This is a genomic window from Helicobacter cetorum, assembly GCF_900198405.1.
Classification (GTDB): Bacteria; Campylobacterota; Campylobacteria; order Campylobacterales; family Helicobacteraceae; genus Helicobacter; species Helicobacter cetorum_C.
On record NZ_FZMR01000002.1, the window covers coordinates 127,848 to 142,422 of the forward strand.

Genomic DNA, 14,575 nt, shown 5'->3' on the forward strand with positions numbered 1-14,575 from the left:
AATAGCGAACAGCACTCTAATGAGGGGTTAGAGTCTGTTAATAAAGCAAGCCAGAATATAGAGTCCTTATACGAAAAAATGCAAAATGCTACTTCGTTAGCTGATTCGCTTAATCAACGCAGTAACGAAATCACGCAAGTTATCTCCCTTATTGATGACATTGCAGAACAAACTAATCTCTTAGCTTTGAATGCTGCTATTGAGGCCGCAAGAGCCGGTGAGCATGGCAGAGGCTTTGCAGTAGTAGCTGATGAAGTGCGAAAATTAGCTGAAAAAACCCAAAAAGCTACAAAAGAAATTGCTGTCGTTGTCAAAAGCATGCAACAAGAGGCTAACGACATTCAAACTAATACCCATGACATCAATTCTATTGTAGGGTCTATTAAAAGTGATGTAGAAGAAATTCAAGATAAAGTCCAAAATAATCAAGTTGTTGCCAAATCAGCTAAATATACCATTTATAACATTAATAACCGAGTGTTTTGTGGTTTAGCTAAACTTGACCATGTAGTCTTTAAAGACAATCTTTATGGTATGGTCTTTGGTATGAACACATTCAACACTACAAGTCATAAAAGTTGTCGCTTAGGCAAGTGGTATTATGAAGGTGCTGGTAAAGAAAATTTTGCTAATACTTCAGGCTATAGAGCCCTTGAAAGCCATCATGCAAGCGTGCATACTGAGGCAAACGACTTAGTTAAGCTCGTCCAAGAGGAGCATACTAAAGACATTAAAAAACTAGAACATAAAGTGCATTTGGTAGAAGAAAGTGCTAAGCATGTTAAAGAAAATATTGACAAGATGTTTATTGAAAAACAAGATGAGCTAAATAAAAGAATTGAAGAAATCCAAAAAGGAAATTAAAATTTTTTAACAAGATTTAGTTAAGCTGATGTTTTCTAACGAATTGTGTGCTTTGCATCGCTTTAAACGCTATCGCAAGAGAGAGCTTTTTGATTTTTCTTTAAAGGATTATGCCTCTAATGATTATTTAGGCTTAAGCACTCGTAGCGATTTATTGAAAAATGCTTTTGAAAAACTTCAAGCTTTCAGCACTCATTCTTCTAAGGCCTCTATGCTAGTCAATGGCTACCACCCCTTACATGCTGAATTAGAAAGTAAATTGGCAAGTTTATTTGGCTTTGAAGACGCACTTTTAATAGGGAGTGGCTTTTTGGGTAATTTGGCTCTTATTGATACTCTCTTGGTTAAAAATGCTTTGTTATTCATAGATGAACATTACCATGCAAGCGGAATTTTTAGCACTAAGAATAAATCAAAGCAAGTTATTTTTTTTAAACATAATGATACTAAAGATTTGAAAAATAAGCTCTCTAATGCTCCTCAAAATAAGCTCAAATTTATCGCCATCGAGGGCGTGTATTCTATGGATACAAGTATCGCACCTTACGCACTTTATGAAGTGGTATTACAAACTCCAAATGCTTTTTTAATTTTAGATGAGGCTCATAGCTTTGGCACTATTGGAGAAAATTTACTAGGTTTTTTAGAATACCATCATATTACAGAGAGGAAAAATATTATTAAACTCAGCACTTTTTCTAAAGCGCTAGCTAGTTATGGAGCTTGCATTCTAGCTCCTAATGAAGTCATAGAATTTTTAATCAATCGGGCAAAAAGCGTTATTTACACTACCGCATTAAGCCTTTTAGATACCGCATTGAGCCTAGCACATTTAGAGTATTTTATCACACACCAACAAGAGCTAAGAGCTAATCTCAACCAACACCAACAGATTATTTTTGAAACCTTAGGCATTTCTACACACACAGGGTTTTTTACTTTGGCCTTTAAGAATAATGATGAATTATTAAAAACCCATGCCTACTTAAAAGAACAAGGTTTTTTAGTGGGAGCTATTCGCCCCCCTACCGTTTCTAAGCCCATTTTACGCATTTCTCTTTCATTAAAGCACACATTGCAAGATACCTTACAATTAGGCACACTTCTTAAAGGAGTTTTATTAAATGATTTTTAGGATAAAGAATCTCTCATGTTAAAAAAAATTTTTTATTTTTTAATGGCCTTGGGTGCTATTATTGTTGGGTCGCTCTCTATTCTTGTCGCACAAATTTGGGTTAACACCGATAAAGATATTGCCAAAATTAAGGATTACCACCCTGATATTGCCTCACAAATCTTAGATAAAAAAGGGCGTTTGATTGCCAATATCTACGATAAAGAATTTCGCTTTTACGCTCATTTTGATGAAGTTCCTGCTAGACTTATTGAAAGCTTATTGGCCGTAGAAGATACGCTTTTTTTTGAGCATGGAGGGATTAATTTAGATGCCATCATGCGTGCGGTGCTTAAAAATGCTAAAAGTGGTCGTTACACTGAGGGGGGTAGCACGCTCACCCAACAACTTGTTAAAAATATGGTGCTTACACGAGAAAAAACCCTAACAAGAAAACTCAAAGAGGCTATTATCTCCTTACGCATTGAAAAGGTTTTGAGCAAAGAAGAAATTTTAGAACGCTATTTAAACCAAACTTTTTTTGGGCATGGGTATTATGGTGTCAAAACGGCAAGCTTAGGATATTTTAAAAAACCTTTAGACAAACTCAGCCTTAAAGAAATCGCCATGCTCGTATCCTTGCCTCGTGCCCCAAGTTTCTATGACCCTACAAAGAACTTGGATTTTTCGCTTGCTAGGGCTAATGATATTTTAAGGCGCTTGCACTCTTTAGGTTGGATTTCTTCTGCAGAATTAAAACACTCTTTAAATGAAGTGCCTATCGTGTATAATGAAAGCACTACGCAAAATAGCGCTCCTTATGTTGTAGATGAAGTGCTTAAACAGCTAGAGCAACTTGAAGGCCTTAAGACTAAAGGTTATACCATTAAGCTCACTTTAGATTTAGATTACCAACGCTTGGCCTTAGAATCTTTGCGTTTTGGTCATCAAAGAATCTTAGAAAAAATAGCTCAAGAACGCCTCAAAAATAAAACTGCCGAAAAAGAAAGCGACTTAGAAACAGAAGATAATCTCAACGCTAGTATGGTGGTTACAGACACTCAAAGCGGAAAAATCCTTGCTCTAGTGGGCGGAATTGATTATAAAAAAAGCGCTTTTAATCGTGCCACACAAGCCAAACGCCAATTTGGAAGTGCTATCAAGCCTTTTATTTATCAAATTGCTTTTGATAATGGTTATTCTACTGCCTCTAAAATCCCTGATACAGCTAGGAATTTTGAAAATGCTAACCGCAATAATGACAGCTCTCAAAACCATGCTTGGCATCCTAGCAACTACTCTCGTAACTTTCTAGGGCTTGTAACTTTGCAAGATGCCTTAAGCCATTCTCTTAATCTAGCTACTATCAACTTGAGCGACCAACTTGGCTTTGATAAAGTTTATAACGCTTTAAATGGCATGGGATTCAAAAATCTACCCAAAGATTTATCCATTGTGCTTGGCAGTTTTGTTATTTCACCCCTTGATGCCGCACAAAAATACTCGCTTTTTTCTAATTATGGCACTATGCTCCAACCCATGCTCATTGAGAGCATTACAAACCTTAAGGGCGAGGTTAAGACCTTTACGCCTATTGAGATTAAACGCACCACTTCTAAAGAACAAGCCTTTTTAACCCTTTCAGTGCTGATGAATACCGTAGAAAATGGCACCGGCAGACAAGCACGCCTAAACAATATAGAAGTAGCCGGTAAAACAGGCACTTCTAATAATAATGTTGATGCGTGGTTTATTGGCTTTACCCCTACGATACAAAGCGTAATTTGGTTTGGCAGAGACAATAATACCCCTATTGGAAAACGAGCTACAGGAGGTGTGGTGAGTGCTCCTGTATATGCGCATTTTATGCGAAATATTCTAGCTATTGAGCCTTCTTTAAAAAGAAAATTTGATGTGCCTCAAAATGTGCGTAAAGAAATCATAGATAAAATTCCTTATTACTCCACTTCTCCTATTGTTTCTGCTCCTAAAGAAGAGGATAATGCCCAAGAACGCTTGATTTTTTAAGAATATATTCTTTAATTTTTTTTGCATTCAGAATGCCCTTATCGACATCATGTTATATTATATTCAAAAAAATAGGACTCTAGAAAATGACAGATTTATCTTTTCCTAAAGAAAAAACTAAAACACTGCATCTTTTTATGTCTTTTGACAAAGCTTATTGCATAGGTGCAGGTGTTACACTCTATTCACTTTTTTCTCATGCAAGCAGAACTTATAAAAATTTAACCTTAAACTACCACGTGCATTGTTTCACAAAGGATATAACACAAGATGATAAACTTTTATTACAAGAAAGCATTCTGCCTTTTGAGGATTTTGTGGTCTTAAGTTTCACTCCTCATACAATATTAGACAATCAAATTCTAGAGTATTTACCAGAAGTTTGTGCCAAAAGATATGGTATTTTAGTCTTATGCAAACTCTTCTTAGCCTCTATATATCAAGAAGTAGATAAAATTATTGCTATAGATGTAGATATGCATTTTTATGGCGATATATCAAGTGCATTTTTTATAGATATACAAGATTATTATTTTGCTATGGTCAAAGATATTACATCTTTGTGGAGCAAACAACAATTCAATGCAAATATTGCTACAAGAGCTAAGCTCAATAATATAGATATAAGTCGCTTAAGTGAACTTGATATGGAGCATAACCATCAGGGCTATAATGGTGGCTTTTTTATTGCCAATTTAGAGCTCTGGCGAAAAAATAATCTCCAAGAACAAGCAATTAGCTATTTAAAATCTCATGGTAAAAGCTTGTTTTATGCCGAACAAACTCTTATAAATATTCTCTTTTATGAACATATTCTAGAATTACCACTCAAATATAATTTATGCATAGATTTTTTACAAAACAAAAAGCCAAAAGATAGACTTAGAATTTTTAAAGATTGTATAATATTGCACTTTAACACCGGGACAAAACCATTCCTAGCACGCTTAGAAAACAATGATATTCCTAGTGAATATCTGAATAACTACCTAAAAACAATTCTAGCAACACCCTTTAGATTTCAATTTTTTGAAAACTACTTAAAATATTCAAATAAACCAATTTCGTATGATTCTCAATCTATCAAAATGTTGCACACACACCTAACTAATGAAATGAGTAAAGACCCCTATTTTTTAGAAAACTATATTAGCTTAAAAAACCTAAAACTCAAACGATTTTTGAAATTAACCTCTCCCTAAAAAACCTATTACGGAAATCTCAAAGCAACTTAATCTATAAAAAGAGACAAAAGGCAAAAGTCCTTAATCTCTCTTTAAAAGAAAAACTTATCTAGGTTTAGCGGTGCAAACATCTCCAAGCTCTTTTTGTGTAACTTTGCCGATATAGTCTAGCTCATTATCATTGATATTCTTAATACTGGCTTTAAGGTAGCGCTCAATCTCATCAATCTTACACCCATCAATTTTAATCTTCACTACAGCCACTTCAGCTTTCATATTTACATAAGTATCAGACACGCGAACCTTTGTAATCAAATAGTTGTAATAAGCATCAGCAATAGATAGAACTGTGCCCTCACTTTCATGAAACTGCTCCATAAAAAGTTTTTTATAATTCACAAAAACTTCATGGAAAACCAAAATCATGCTCATTTTAGCATTCAAAGTCGCTTGGTCAATCCCTAAAAACCTATTTTTAATGGGAATGTATGCCACACCCAATTCTTCATAGGGACTCTTAGGATCCATAAAAACCCATTTAGGTGCACCGGCTAATTCTCTCTTCATATTTTTTAAGTCAGAGACCAAAATTTCATTCTCTCTCAAAATACTTTTAGCAGACAAAGAGGTGCCTAAAACTATCCCTAAAAGGCAACCTAAAAAAATTCTTGCAAACAACACTCAACTCCTTCTCTATAAAATAAAATGCAAGCTATCCATTCAATGGTAGCCAAATAATACTTAAAAACATTTTAAATAATGCGCTATAAGAAAGTTATCGCATTAGCTTTGGGCTTTCTTAATTTTAAAGAAACCTCATTAACTCTCTTACCTAGAGCAATTAAACACGCAATTTTAGGCTTATTGGTATAGTGATTTAAAACTTCACTCACTTTTAAAGCATCAAAGCCTCCAATAATACAGCTATCTAATCCCATTAAGCTCACACCCATACAAATTTGTCCTACAGCAATATAGCATTGTTCTAGCATGTAGCTTTCTAATTTTTGCATGCTGTTTTGAAACCTTACTTCTAGCATTTGGCTAAAAGAAGGGATTATCCTAGATTTCATAGGCTCAACATAGAGATTTTGCATATAATGCCCATGGGGTAATAGCTCGCTAGGCTCTAAATGCGATACTACCATTAAAGCTGACGCACTTTCAATCATATCCTTATTAAAATAGCTATGCGTTGCAATTTGCTTTTTCAAATCAAGGTTAGTAACCATAATAAAATGCCATGGCTGAGTGTTATAAGAACTAGGTGATAATCTAGCAAACTCCGCAATTTCTTCTAATTCTTCGCTAGATAGCTTGTAATTAGCATCAAATATTTTACAAGAATGGCGTTCATTCAATAATTGTTTGCGTTTTTCTTTATCTAAAAATTTCATCAATTATCCTTTGTTTTTAGAATACCTTGTAGCATACAATAAAATCCCTAAAGAAACAATTACCATAAACAAACTCAAAATTTGCCCCATACTCAAATTAAAAATATAAACCCCCATTTGACTATCAGGCTCTCTGTAAAATTCTGCTAAAAAACGCATAGATGAATACCCCAAACCATAAACCACGATTAATAACCCATGCGTTTTAGTGTATTTTTTAGCCAGCATTACCATAAAAAACACCACAATCCCTTCTAAAAACGCCTCAATAAGCTGACTAGGATAACGCAACTCATTATTGACTATAATACCTATCATTTGCCCTAAATGGCTATCTTGTGGCACAATTCTTCCAAAAAGCTCTTGGTTTAAAAAATTCCCTATCCTACCAAAAACATACCCCAAAGGTAAGCTAATAGCGATTAAATCCAAATAGATTAAAAACTTTTTTAAATCCTTACGATTATAAAGATATGATGCAACTAAAAACCCTACCAAGCCCCCATGATAGCTCATTCCACGAATACCTACAAAATTCCCTTCACTATCAAAGGGGTTAAAGATTTGCCAAAAATGCATTAAGTAGTAGCTAGAATTTGGGTCATAAATAAGAATATATCCTATTCTTGCTCCCAAAACTATGCCAAGTTCTGCCCATAAAAAATAGCTCTCAAAATCCTTTCTTTCAATAGGAAATCTTTTAGGGTCATTTTTAATCATTCTTAATGCCATATAAAAGGCTATAATAATCGCACAAGCATACGCTAAACCATACCAATGCACATCAATGCCACCAAGACTAAAGGCTATAGGGTCAAAACGCTCATAAATCGTATTCCAAGCATTCATATTCTAGTCCTTAAAATTCAAATTCTTTAGGGGTAATGGCCTCAAACTCATACCCTAATAACGCAATTTTATGGGCATGGAGCATTAAGCGTTTGGCTGAAGTTTGTTTATTGCCATAGAGCGTATCACCTATAATAGGGTAATTGATATGCTTTAAATGCACTCTAATTTGATGCATTCTTCCGGTTTTAATCTCTACTTTTAGAAGGGTTTTTTTACCCATAATTTTTAAGGGTGTAATCTTGGTGAGAGCGTCTTGCCCTTTGGGTGAGATTTTACTATAAGCATGCGAAGTTTTAGTTGTAAGAATGGGGGCATTGATTTCTTGCTCTTCTTCTAAAATACCTTGAACTAATGCTAGATATTCCTTTTTTACCACCCTGTCTTTAAAAGCCTTTTTAGCCTTTAAATGAAATTCTGAATTTTCTTTGACTAATAAAATCACTCCACTAGTCTCTTTATCCAAGCGGTGCAATAACACCCAATCGTTAAAAAAAAGCACCAAGTCATAGCTCTCTATAAAGGGGGGTTTAAAAAGAGCTAGGACATTTTCATCTTCAAAAATCACGCTGGGTTTTTCAATTTTTTGGATACTAAAGCGTGTGTTTTTGGGTAGCTCCTTTCTAGCAATGCTAAGTTTCTTCCCCCCTATGCTTACTAATCCTAAATCAATCAAAGCTTTTGCTTTTTTATGTGAAATATTTTCTTGTATGCTTAATAGTTTATAGGCTTTTTCCATATTTATCCTTTAACGAGTGTGAGTAATTCGCTTAAATGGTGTTGGTTTTTTAAAAAACGCACCACGCCTAAATTTTCATAATCCAAAAGGGCGTTTAACAAATTCTCTTTTTTAACTATTTTATAGGGCTTAACTAACTCAAATAACGCTAATTGATTAAAAATGTATTCCCCTGTGATTAAACGAGTGTTAAAAAACGCCGGCTCTAAGGGGTTATGCCCCCCTTTTTTTACAAATGAACCCCCTAGTATTACAATATCTGCAATTTGATAAAAATTATTCAATTCCCCTAAACTATCCACCAATAAAATATCGCATTCCACAAAACCCTTTGAAGAAAAAAACTCTAAGCTATAAGGCGTAGCTTTTAATATATTTTGCAATAGATTTTGCACGCTTTTAAAACGCTCTGGGTGGCGTGGCACAATGATTAGTCTTGCATGCGTATAAATCTTTTTAAATTCCAAAAACGCCTTTAAACCTAGCTCTTCTTCACTCTCATGCGTGCTGGCTAGAACTACATTTAAAGCATTAGGGTTTTTAGGGTAATAGTAAGTGATTGTGGGCTTTGAAAAACGCTTGATATTAAAAAAATTGATAACCTTTCTAGCTCCTAAACTCAATAGGCGAGTTTTATCTTCTTCACTTTGGGCTAAAATCAAATCAATGCGTTTAAATAAAATTTTATAAAAGAATTTAAAACGCAAATATTTAGGATAAGAGCGTGTGCTAATCCTAGCATTAATGAGCATGGTTTTTGCCCCTAATTTTTGAGCCATATCAAACACATTAAACCACAACTCTGCTTCTGTAATTACTAAGGTCTTTAATTTTTTTAAGTTTTTCTTCCAAATAAATAATAGGGTTTCAAAAGGCAAGTAACGCACTTCTATATGCTTAAAATTACAATAAGTCTTAGTGGCTAATTCAAAGCCGGTGTTAGTGGTAACGCTAATTAAAATAGGTTCTTTTAAGGCTTGAATAACAGGCTCTAAGGATTTGACTTCCCCATAAGAGCATGCATGAAACCAAAAAATCGGTTCGCTTTTTAAAGCGTTATCTTTTAAAAAAAAGCGAGATTTTAAAGAATGGCGGTATTTCTCCTTAAAACTCAAAAGATAAATTAAAGGCACACAACAAAGATGCCCTAAACTCAAACATAAAAGATAGAAAAACTTAAACAACTAATAATTATTCTTGGCTTTCTATAGGTAGTTCCAAACTTTCAGTGTATAAAATACGCCCACAATGCGGACAAGTGACAATATCCCCACTACTTAAAACTTCTGAATAAGTCTTGTCATTCAATCTAATAAAGCAACCCCCACAAGCTTGTTTTTTTATGGTTACAATGCTGGTATTTTTCGCCCATCTTCTAATTCTTTCATAAAAGCTATAGATTTTAGGCTCCATTTTTCCTACTAAATCTTCTTTCTTTTTAAAGATTTTTTGTTGGGTTTCTTTGATATTTTGGACTTCGCTTTCTACGGAGCTTTCTAAAACATTTGCTAATTTTTCAAGCTCTAACATTTCATTTTTTAAGCTCTCTTGTCTCTCGCTTTTATGCTTGATTTCATTTTGTAAATTTTCAATTTCTCTATTAGCCTGACTAGAACGCTCTTTAGCAATATCTTCTTCAATATTTAAAGAACGCAATTCCCTTTCAGATTTAATCTCACTCATTTTCTTTTGAATACTAGCAATTTTAGCGTTAGTGTCTTGTAAGGTTTGCTCATTCTTAGAGACTTGTAGTTTTAGGGCTAGTTTTTCTTCTTCTAAATTTAAAGCCTCTTTATTCTTATTTTCTCTATCATTCAGTGCTTTATCTAAGTCTTTACGCTTTTCTCTAATGAGTGGCTCTAAAGAGTCAATTTCTTTATCCAAATTAGAAATTTCAATCAATTGTTTGAGATGAATATTCATAAAACAGCTTTCCTTTAAATGATTTGCAAGGGGTTTTTAAAAGTTTCTATTGTAACCAAATAATCATAAGAATGCAAAATTTCAGCCATAATTTGTGCGAACGCTCTTTCACTATAATAATGCGTCGCATCAATTAAGCTTATACCTAAAGATTTGGCTATCATAGAGTCATGGTATTTAATATCGCCAGTGATTAAGCAAGCTTCTTTTTTTAAAGAATGGATTGCAAACGCTCCAGCTCCGCATACAAACGCCACTTCTTTAATCATTTGAGAGCCTTTAGCGCATGCTAATTTTTCAACTCCCAAACGAGACTTGACATGCTCTAAAAGTTTATCAAACTCCCAATTTAAACTTTCTTTAACTAAGATGAGATTTTTTTCTATTAGATTATCAAAACCTAAAAGTGTCTTAGCAAAATGCTTGTTTAAATGCGTTTTATCAAAATTTGTATGCATGCTAATGAGCGAAATATTTTTTTGAATTAAAAGTTTTAAAATATTACTAGGATAAGTAGTATAATCAAGCGTTTTTAAGGGCTTAAAAATTAAAGGGTGGTGCGTGATGATTAAAGCATTTTCTTTAGCGTTAGTAGCGATCTCAAGCGTTATTTCTAAGCATGTAATCATCTCACTAATTTCATTATTTTTACTCCCTAAATTCAATCCGCTATTATCCCAAGATTCTTGAAGTTCAAAAGGTGAAAGATTGTTTAAAATTTCAAGCACTTCCCCTACTAATGCCATTTTTAAGCCTTTGAAGTTAAAGCGTTTTTTAGCCGCTCTTCTCTTTCTTCTTCTTGCTCTTTATATAATACAGCACAGCCTTTGGCTAAATCTCTGATTTGTAAAATATAGTTTTGTCTCTGTGCGACAGAAATCGCCTTTCTAGCATCTAAAATATTGAAAAAATGCGAGCATAACATCACAAAATCATAAGCTGCTAAAGGAAGTTTATTTTCTAAGCAATGCAAGGCTTCTGTTTTAGCGTTTTTAAACATTTCTAACAATCTCTCTACGCTCGCTACTTCAAAATGATACTTGCTAAACTCATATTCACTTTCTAAATGCACTTGAGCGTAACGCACGCTCTCACTATGATTTTTCGCCCATTCAATCTCTAGTATGCTCTCTACTCTTTGCACATACATCGCTAATCTTTCTAAGCCATAAGTGATTTCTACAGGAATGGGGTTACAAGCAATTCCCCCTACTTGTTGAAAATATGTAAATTGTGTAACTTCCATGCCATCAAGCCACACTTCCCAGCCTAGCCCCCATGCCCCTAGAGTGGGGCTTTCCCAGTTATCTTCTACAAATCGTATATCATGCTCATTGAGATTTATCCCTAGAACTTCCAAGCTTTTTAAATACAATTCTTGAATGTTAGAAGGGCTTGGCTTAATCACCACTTGAAATTGATAATAACTCCCTAAGCGGTTAGGATTCTCTCCATAACGCCCATCAGTAGGCCGTCTAGATGGAGCGACATAAGCCACATTCCAAGGCTTTTTATCCAAACTTCTTAAAAGCGTGGCAGGATGGAATGTCCCAGCCCCTGCAGGAATATCATAAGGTTGAATGACTAAACAACCTTGATTTTTCCAATATTCTTGTAATTTTAATAATAAACTTGAAAAATCTTGCATGTTCTATCCTTTTAAGTGCGTCTAATCAAATCATTCATGCTCTCTAGCACATTTTTACCTTTTAAAAGCAAGGCTAACTCACTCGCAATAGGCGTATAAATATTATATTTTTTAGCAATTTCTACAATGGCATTAGTCGTTTTCACCCCTTCAGCCACTTCGCCTAATTCTTCTAAAATATTCTCTAAAGGTTTATTTTGAGCTAACCCCAAACCCACACGATAATTCCTTGACAAAATAGAATTAGCGGTTAAAAATAAATCTCCAGCTCCAGAGAGACCTAAAAAAGTCTCCGTTTTACCCCCAAAAAACGCTCCAAAGCGTTGCATTTCCACTAAGCCACGAGATAATAAACTAGCCTTAGCACTATTACCGAGTTTCAAGCCATCACACACGCCCCCAGCAATGGCTATCACATTTTTATACGCTCCAGCAATTTCGCCCCCTATAATATCCTCTTGAGCGTAAGAGCGGATAAATGAGGGCATTTTATGCGAAAACTCTAACGCCAAATCTTTATTATGAGAGTGTATCACTAACGCACAAGGCAAACCTTGAATGATTTCAGTTGCAAAACTAGGACCGGCTAAAAAACACAAATGGCTAGGCTCAATAAATTCTTCAGCGATTTCACTCACAAACGCTCTGTTTAAGACCTCTATCCCTTTAGATGCGATTAAAACTTTCGCATTTTTGGATAGATTAGCATTTTTAAACCATTCTCTTAAATGTTGCACACTAATTGCTACAACATACAATTGTGATTGCAAACCTTCTTTTAAACTCACTTGTTCTATAGGGGTAGAACCTTTAGAAACTAGCGTATCATTAAGTTTTTTCAAAGGCTCTTTTAAATCCCGCCTTGAGATGATTTTAACCCGATTTTTTTCTCCAAAAGCAAAGGCTAAAGCCCTCCCCCACGCTCCGCCACCAAACACTGAAATATCCATTAAAACCTTACGCTTATTGATTTTTTTATAAAACTTCGCATTTTACAACAATAACTCTAAAATAGCCCTTATTTAACCCCCACTATTTTAAAACAAGTAATAATAACTCACAAACAAGCTATAAAACATGTTGTTTTGCACCTCATAAGTCTTATCTTTTGTTTTTAAGGAAACGCTTGGGTTTTTGATGAATGGCACTCTCACGCCTAGATTAAACTCATGCGTGTGGTTTAAAACCATTCTAAGCCCGGTATGCAAAAACGCATCAAATTTAGTGTTACTCACATTTTGGCGTTCAATCTGTGTGATAGAAGTGTTTCCGGCGATATTAATTCCAGCAAACACACCAAAAATAGGACTGCTATCATTATTATCTATGATGTTGGCTAAAAAGTCTGCTCCGCCCCCATAAAGAATGTTAGAGCTAGAAAAATAGGTGTTAGTATAAAGATATTCAATATTTATATAACCTCTAAACCCAAATCTAGGCTTAAAAAAGTATTTATACCCTAGCGCTAGACTGCCTCCATAATGCACACCGGTTTCTTTAGAGGTTGTGATAGTGGGTTGGGAGTTTTGGGATTTTTGAGATGAAACGCTAACAAGTGAGCTAGTGGTTTGGTTACTTTTATTGGCTAATAATCTATAGAGAGAATTTGTCATGTTTGGCATGCCTAGTCTAGCAAGACTAGCAAAAACCAATGGTCCTTTACTATAACAATTTTGGTTCATCAAACTTTCATCAGTATATCCTTGAGGAATTGGAAGATTAGGATAGTTTTGTGGAATGGGACAACCTTGAACCGGCAATGCTGCGCTTGGATTGTCATGTTCATTAAAATATCTATTATAGTTTTGTTCATAATCTTTTGCGTGTGGTCCCCACATACTCCAACAATTATGAAGTGGCTCATTAAACCTTTTTGTTGCTGTTTCACAATATTTGTTAAATTTATCCCAATCTGGTGTTTTTTGGGCATTTTCTATAGCTTGATTTTTTTCATCTAAATATTTTTTTACTGCTTCTTCATAATCTTGTTTTGCTTGTTGTTCTTTTTGAGTATTAGGGCTTTGGGGTTGACTTGGTTGAGAAGGAGAGGGGCTTGGTTTAGCCTCAGGCTTTTCTGGTTCTTGTGGCTTAGGAGCTGGCGAGGGGCTTGGCTTAGTGCTTGGAGAACTTGGGGTTTGTGGGATAGGTTGCGGACTAACAGATGGGGTGATAGGCTCAGTTCTAGGAGGTTCAAAAGTGGTTATAGTGCGTTTTTGCTCTCCTTGTCCTACTAGAAAGCTACCGCCCGCATACCACGAACTCTCCTCAGCCCTTAAATCAGTTAAAAAAGCTAAAGGAACGAGCAATAAAGGTCTCATAAGTCCCCTCCCCTAGAGCTTGTTTTTTGATTTGAAAAGGTGTTACAAAAATTCATATTCAATTCCTAATAGTAGATTAATGATTCAATGGAAATATAGCAACAAAAAAGTAATTTTTTACTTTATTTAGACTAATTTATAGAATGTTATTTTTTATGTAAAATTTCGTAATCTTTATATAAAAGAAAACCGCTTAAACTACCTTATTTTAGGCGTTCATGCGATTGAAATCATTGGTGTTTTTGAGAAGTTTTAGGTGCATTCAAAAGCTGTTATTCTCATTTTTAAATAATTTGTTACATAAATAAACACTATAGCATTAAATAAAAGCTATATTTTGACTGATTTATCAAAAACTTTTATAAAAATTTTGGCATTCGCTCTCTTATGGTATTAAGATTTCATTTTGTGTTTTTTAACTCTGCTATCAATCAATACTAATTGGTTTTGATTGATTGATTTTTTAAGGGGTTATTGCTCTTAATTTTATAAACCCTTTATTTTTGGCTTT

At 34.5% G+C, this 14,575-nt stretch carries 14 protein-coding genes and 1 pseudogene; 5 read left to right on the top strand and 10 right to left on the bottom strand.

Annotated features, from left to right (window positions below):
- Positions 1–78: 78 nt before the first annotated feature.
- From C6H25_RS09045 to C6H25_RS01160, 5 genes and pseudogenes are all read left to right on the top strand, one after another.
- Positions 79–363: pseudogene (locus tag C6H25_RS09045) on the top strand (methyl-accepting chemotaxis protein); the annotation flags it as partial.
- Between the two features lie 114 nt (positions 364–477).
- Positions 478–864, top strand: a complete 387-nt coding sequence (locus C6H25_RS09050) for a CZB domain-containing protein (protein ID WP_418904536.1) — start codon at positions 478–480, stop codon at positions 862–864.
- 28 nt (positions 865–892) lie between these two features.
- Positions 893–1,999 carry an aminotransferase class I/II-fold pyridoxal phosphate-dependent enzyme gene (locus tag C6H25_RS01150; protein WP_104747661.1) on the top strand — a complete coding sequence of 369 codons (1,107 nt, stop codon included), beginning with the start codon at positions 893–895 and terminating at the stop codon, positions 1,997–1,999.
- Between the two features lie 15 nt (positions 2,000–2,014).
- Positions 2,015–4,006: a transglycosylase domain-containing protein gene (locus C6H25_RS01155; protein WP_104747662.1), complete on the top strand. Its 1,992-nt coding sequence runs from the start codon at positions 2,015–2,017 to the stop codon at positions 4,004–4,006.
- Between the two features lie 86 nt (positions 4,007–4,092).
- On the top strand, positions 4,093–5,208 hold the full coding sequence (locus tag C6H25_RS01160; protein ID WP_104747663.1) for a glycosyltransferase family 8 protein: 1,116 nt from the start codon (positions 4,093–4,095) through the stop codon (positions 5,206–5,208).
- Positions 5,209–5,295: 87 nt separating this feature from the next.
- On the opposite strand, the gene C6H25_RS01165 is transcribed toward C6H25_RS01160, so the two are convergent.
- The 10 genes from C6H25_RS01165 to C6H25_RS01210 all read right to left on the bottom strand — a co-directional run bounded on the left by C6H25_RS01165 (position 5,296) and on the right by C6H25_RS01210 (position 14,064).
- On the bottom strand, positions 5,296–5,868 hold the full coding sequence (locus C6H25_RS01165; protein ID WP_104747699.1) for a hypothetical protein: 573 nt from the start codon (positions 5,866–5,868) through the stop codon (positions 5,296–5,298).
- Between the two features lie 86 nt (positions 5,869–5,954).
- A complete protein-coding gene (locus tag C6H25_RS01170; protein WP_104747664.1) occupies positions 5,955–6,587 on the bottom strand; it encodes an NAD(P)H-dependent oxidoreductase in 633 nt (210 codons plus the stop codon).
- 3 nt (positions 6,588–6,590) lie between these two features.
- On the bottom strand, positions 6,591–7,436 hold the full coding sequence (gene lgt / locus C6H25_RS01175; RefSeq protein ID WP_104747665.1) for a prolipoprotein diacylglyceryl transferase: 846 nt from the start codon (positions 7,434–7,436) through the stop codon (positions 6,591–6,593).
- A 10-nt stretch (positions 7,437–7,446) separates the two neighbouring features.
- On the bottom strand, positions 7,447–8,175 hold the full coding sequence (locus C6H25_RS01180) for an RluA family pseudouridine synthase (protein ID WP_104747666.1): 729 nt from the start codon (positions 8,173–8,175) through the stop codon (positions 7,447–7,449).
- Between the two features lie 2 nt (positions 8,176–8,177).
- Positions 8,178–9,359, bottom strand: a complete 1,182-nt coding sequence (waaA, locus tag C6H25_RS01185) for a lipid IV(A) 3-deoxy-D-manno-octulosonic acid transferase (protein ID WP_104747667.1) — start codon at positions 9,357–9,359, stop codon at positions 8,178–8,180.
- A 7-nt stretch (positions 9,360–9,366) separates the two neighbouring features.
- Positions 9,367–10,098, bottom strand: a complete 732-nt coding sequence (locus C6H25_RS01190) for a zinc ribbon domain-containing protein (RefSeq protein WP_104747668.1) — start codon at positions 10,096–10,098, stop codon at positions 9,367–9,369.
- Positions 10,099–10,112: 14 nt separating this feature from the next.
- On the bottom strand, positions 10,113–10,844 hold the full coding sequence (locus C6H25_RS01195; RefSeq protein WP_104747669.1) for a Nif3-like dinuclear metal center hexameric protein: 732 nt from the start codon (positions 10,842–10,844) through the stop codon (positions 10,113–10,115).
- Positions 10,845–10,846: 2 nt separating this feature from the next.
- Positions 10,847–11,746: a glycine--tRNA ligase subunit alpha gene (gene glyQ / locus C6H25_RS01200; protein WP_104747670.1), complete on the bottom strand. Its 900-nt coding sequence runs from the start codon at positions 11,744–11,746 to the stop codon at positions 10,847–10,849.
- Between the two features lie 11 nt (positions 11,747–11,757).
- Positions 11,758–12,696: an NAD(P)H-dependent glycerol-3-phosphate dehydrogenase gene (locus C6H25_RS01205; RefSeq protein WP_104747671.1), complete on the bottom strand. Its 939-nt coding sequence runs from the start codon at positions 12,694–12,696 to the stop codon at positions 11,758–11,760.
- Between the two features lie 87 nt (positions 12,697–12,783).
- Complete coding sequence (locus C6H25_RS01210; protein WP_233707295.1) at positions 12,784–14,064, bottom strand: outer membrane beta-barrel protein; 1,281 nt, start codon at positions 14,062–14,064, stop codon at positions 12,784–12,786.
- Between the last annotated feature and the right edge of the window lie 511 nt (positions 14,065–14,575).

Coding starts and splice junctions, on each gene's coding strand:
- C6H25_RS01170 (WP_104747664.1), bottom strand. CDS start 6,587: ATGAAATTTTTAGATAAAGAAAAACGCAAACAATTATTGAATGAACGC.
- C6H25_RS01155 (WP_104747662.1), top strand. CDS start 2,015: ATGTTAAAAAAAATTTTTTATTTTTTAATGGCCTTGGGTGCTATTATT.
- C6H25_RS01160 (WP_104747663.1), top strand. CDS start 4,093: ATGACAGATTTATCTTTTCCTAAAGAAAAAACTAAAACACTGCATCTT.
- lgt (WP_104747665.1), bottom strand. CDS start 7,436: ATGAATGCTTGGAATACGATTTATGAGCGTTTTGACCCTATAGCCTTT.
- C6H25_RS01195 (WP_104747669.1), bottom strand. CDS start 10,844: ATGGCATTAGTAGGGGAAGTGCTTGAAATTTTAAACAATCTTTCACCT.
- glyQ (WP_104747670.1), bottom strand. CDS start 11,746: ATGCAAGATTTTTCAAGTTTATTATTAAAATTACAAGAATATTGGAAA.
- C6H25_RS01210 (WP_233707295.1), bottom strand. CDS start 14,064: ATGAGACCTTTATTGCTCGTTCCTTTAGCTTTTTTAACTGATTTAAGG.
- C6H25_RS01180 (WP_104747666.1), bottom strand. CDS start 8,175: ATGGAAAAAGCCTATAAACTATTAAGCATACAAGAAAATATTTCACAT.
- C6H25_RS01150 (WP_104747661.1), top strand. CDS start 893: ATGTTTTCTAACGAATTGTGTGCTTTGCATCGCTTTAAACGCTATCGC.
- C6H25_RS01190 (WP_104747668.1), bottom strand. CDS start 10,098: ATGAATATTCATCTCAAACAATTGATTGAAATTTCTAATTTGGATAAA.
- C6H25_RS01205 (WP_104747671.1), bottom strand. CDS start 12,696: ATGGATATTTCAGTGTTTGGTGGCGGAGCGTGGGGGAGGGCTTTAGCC.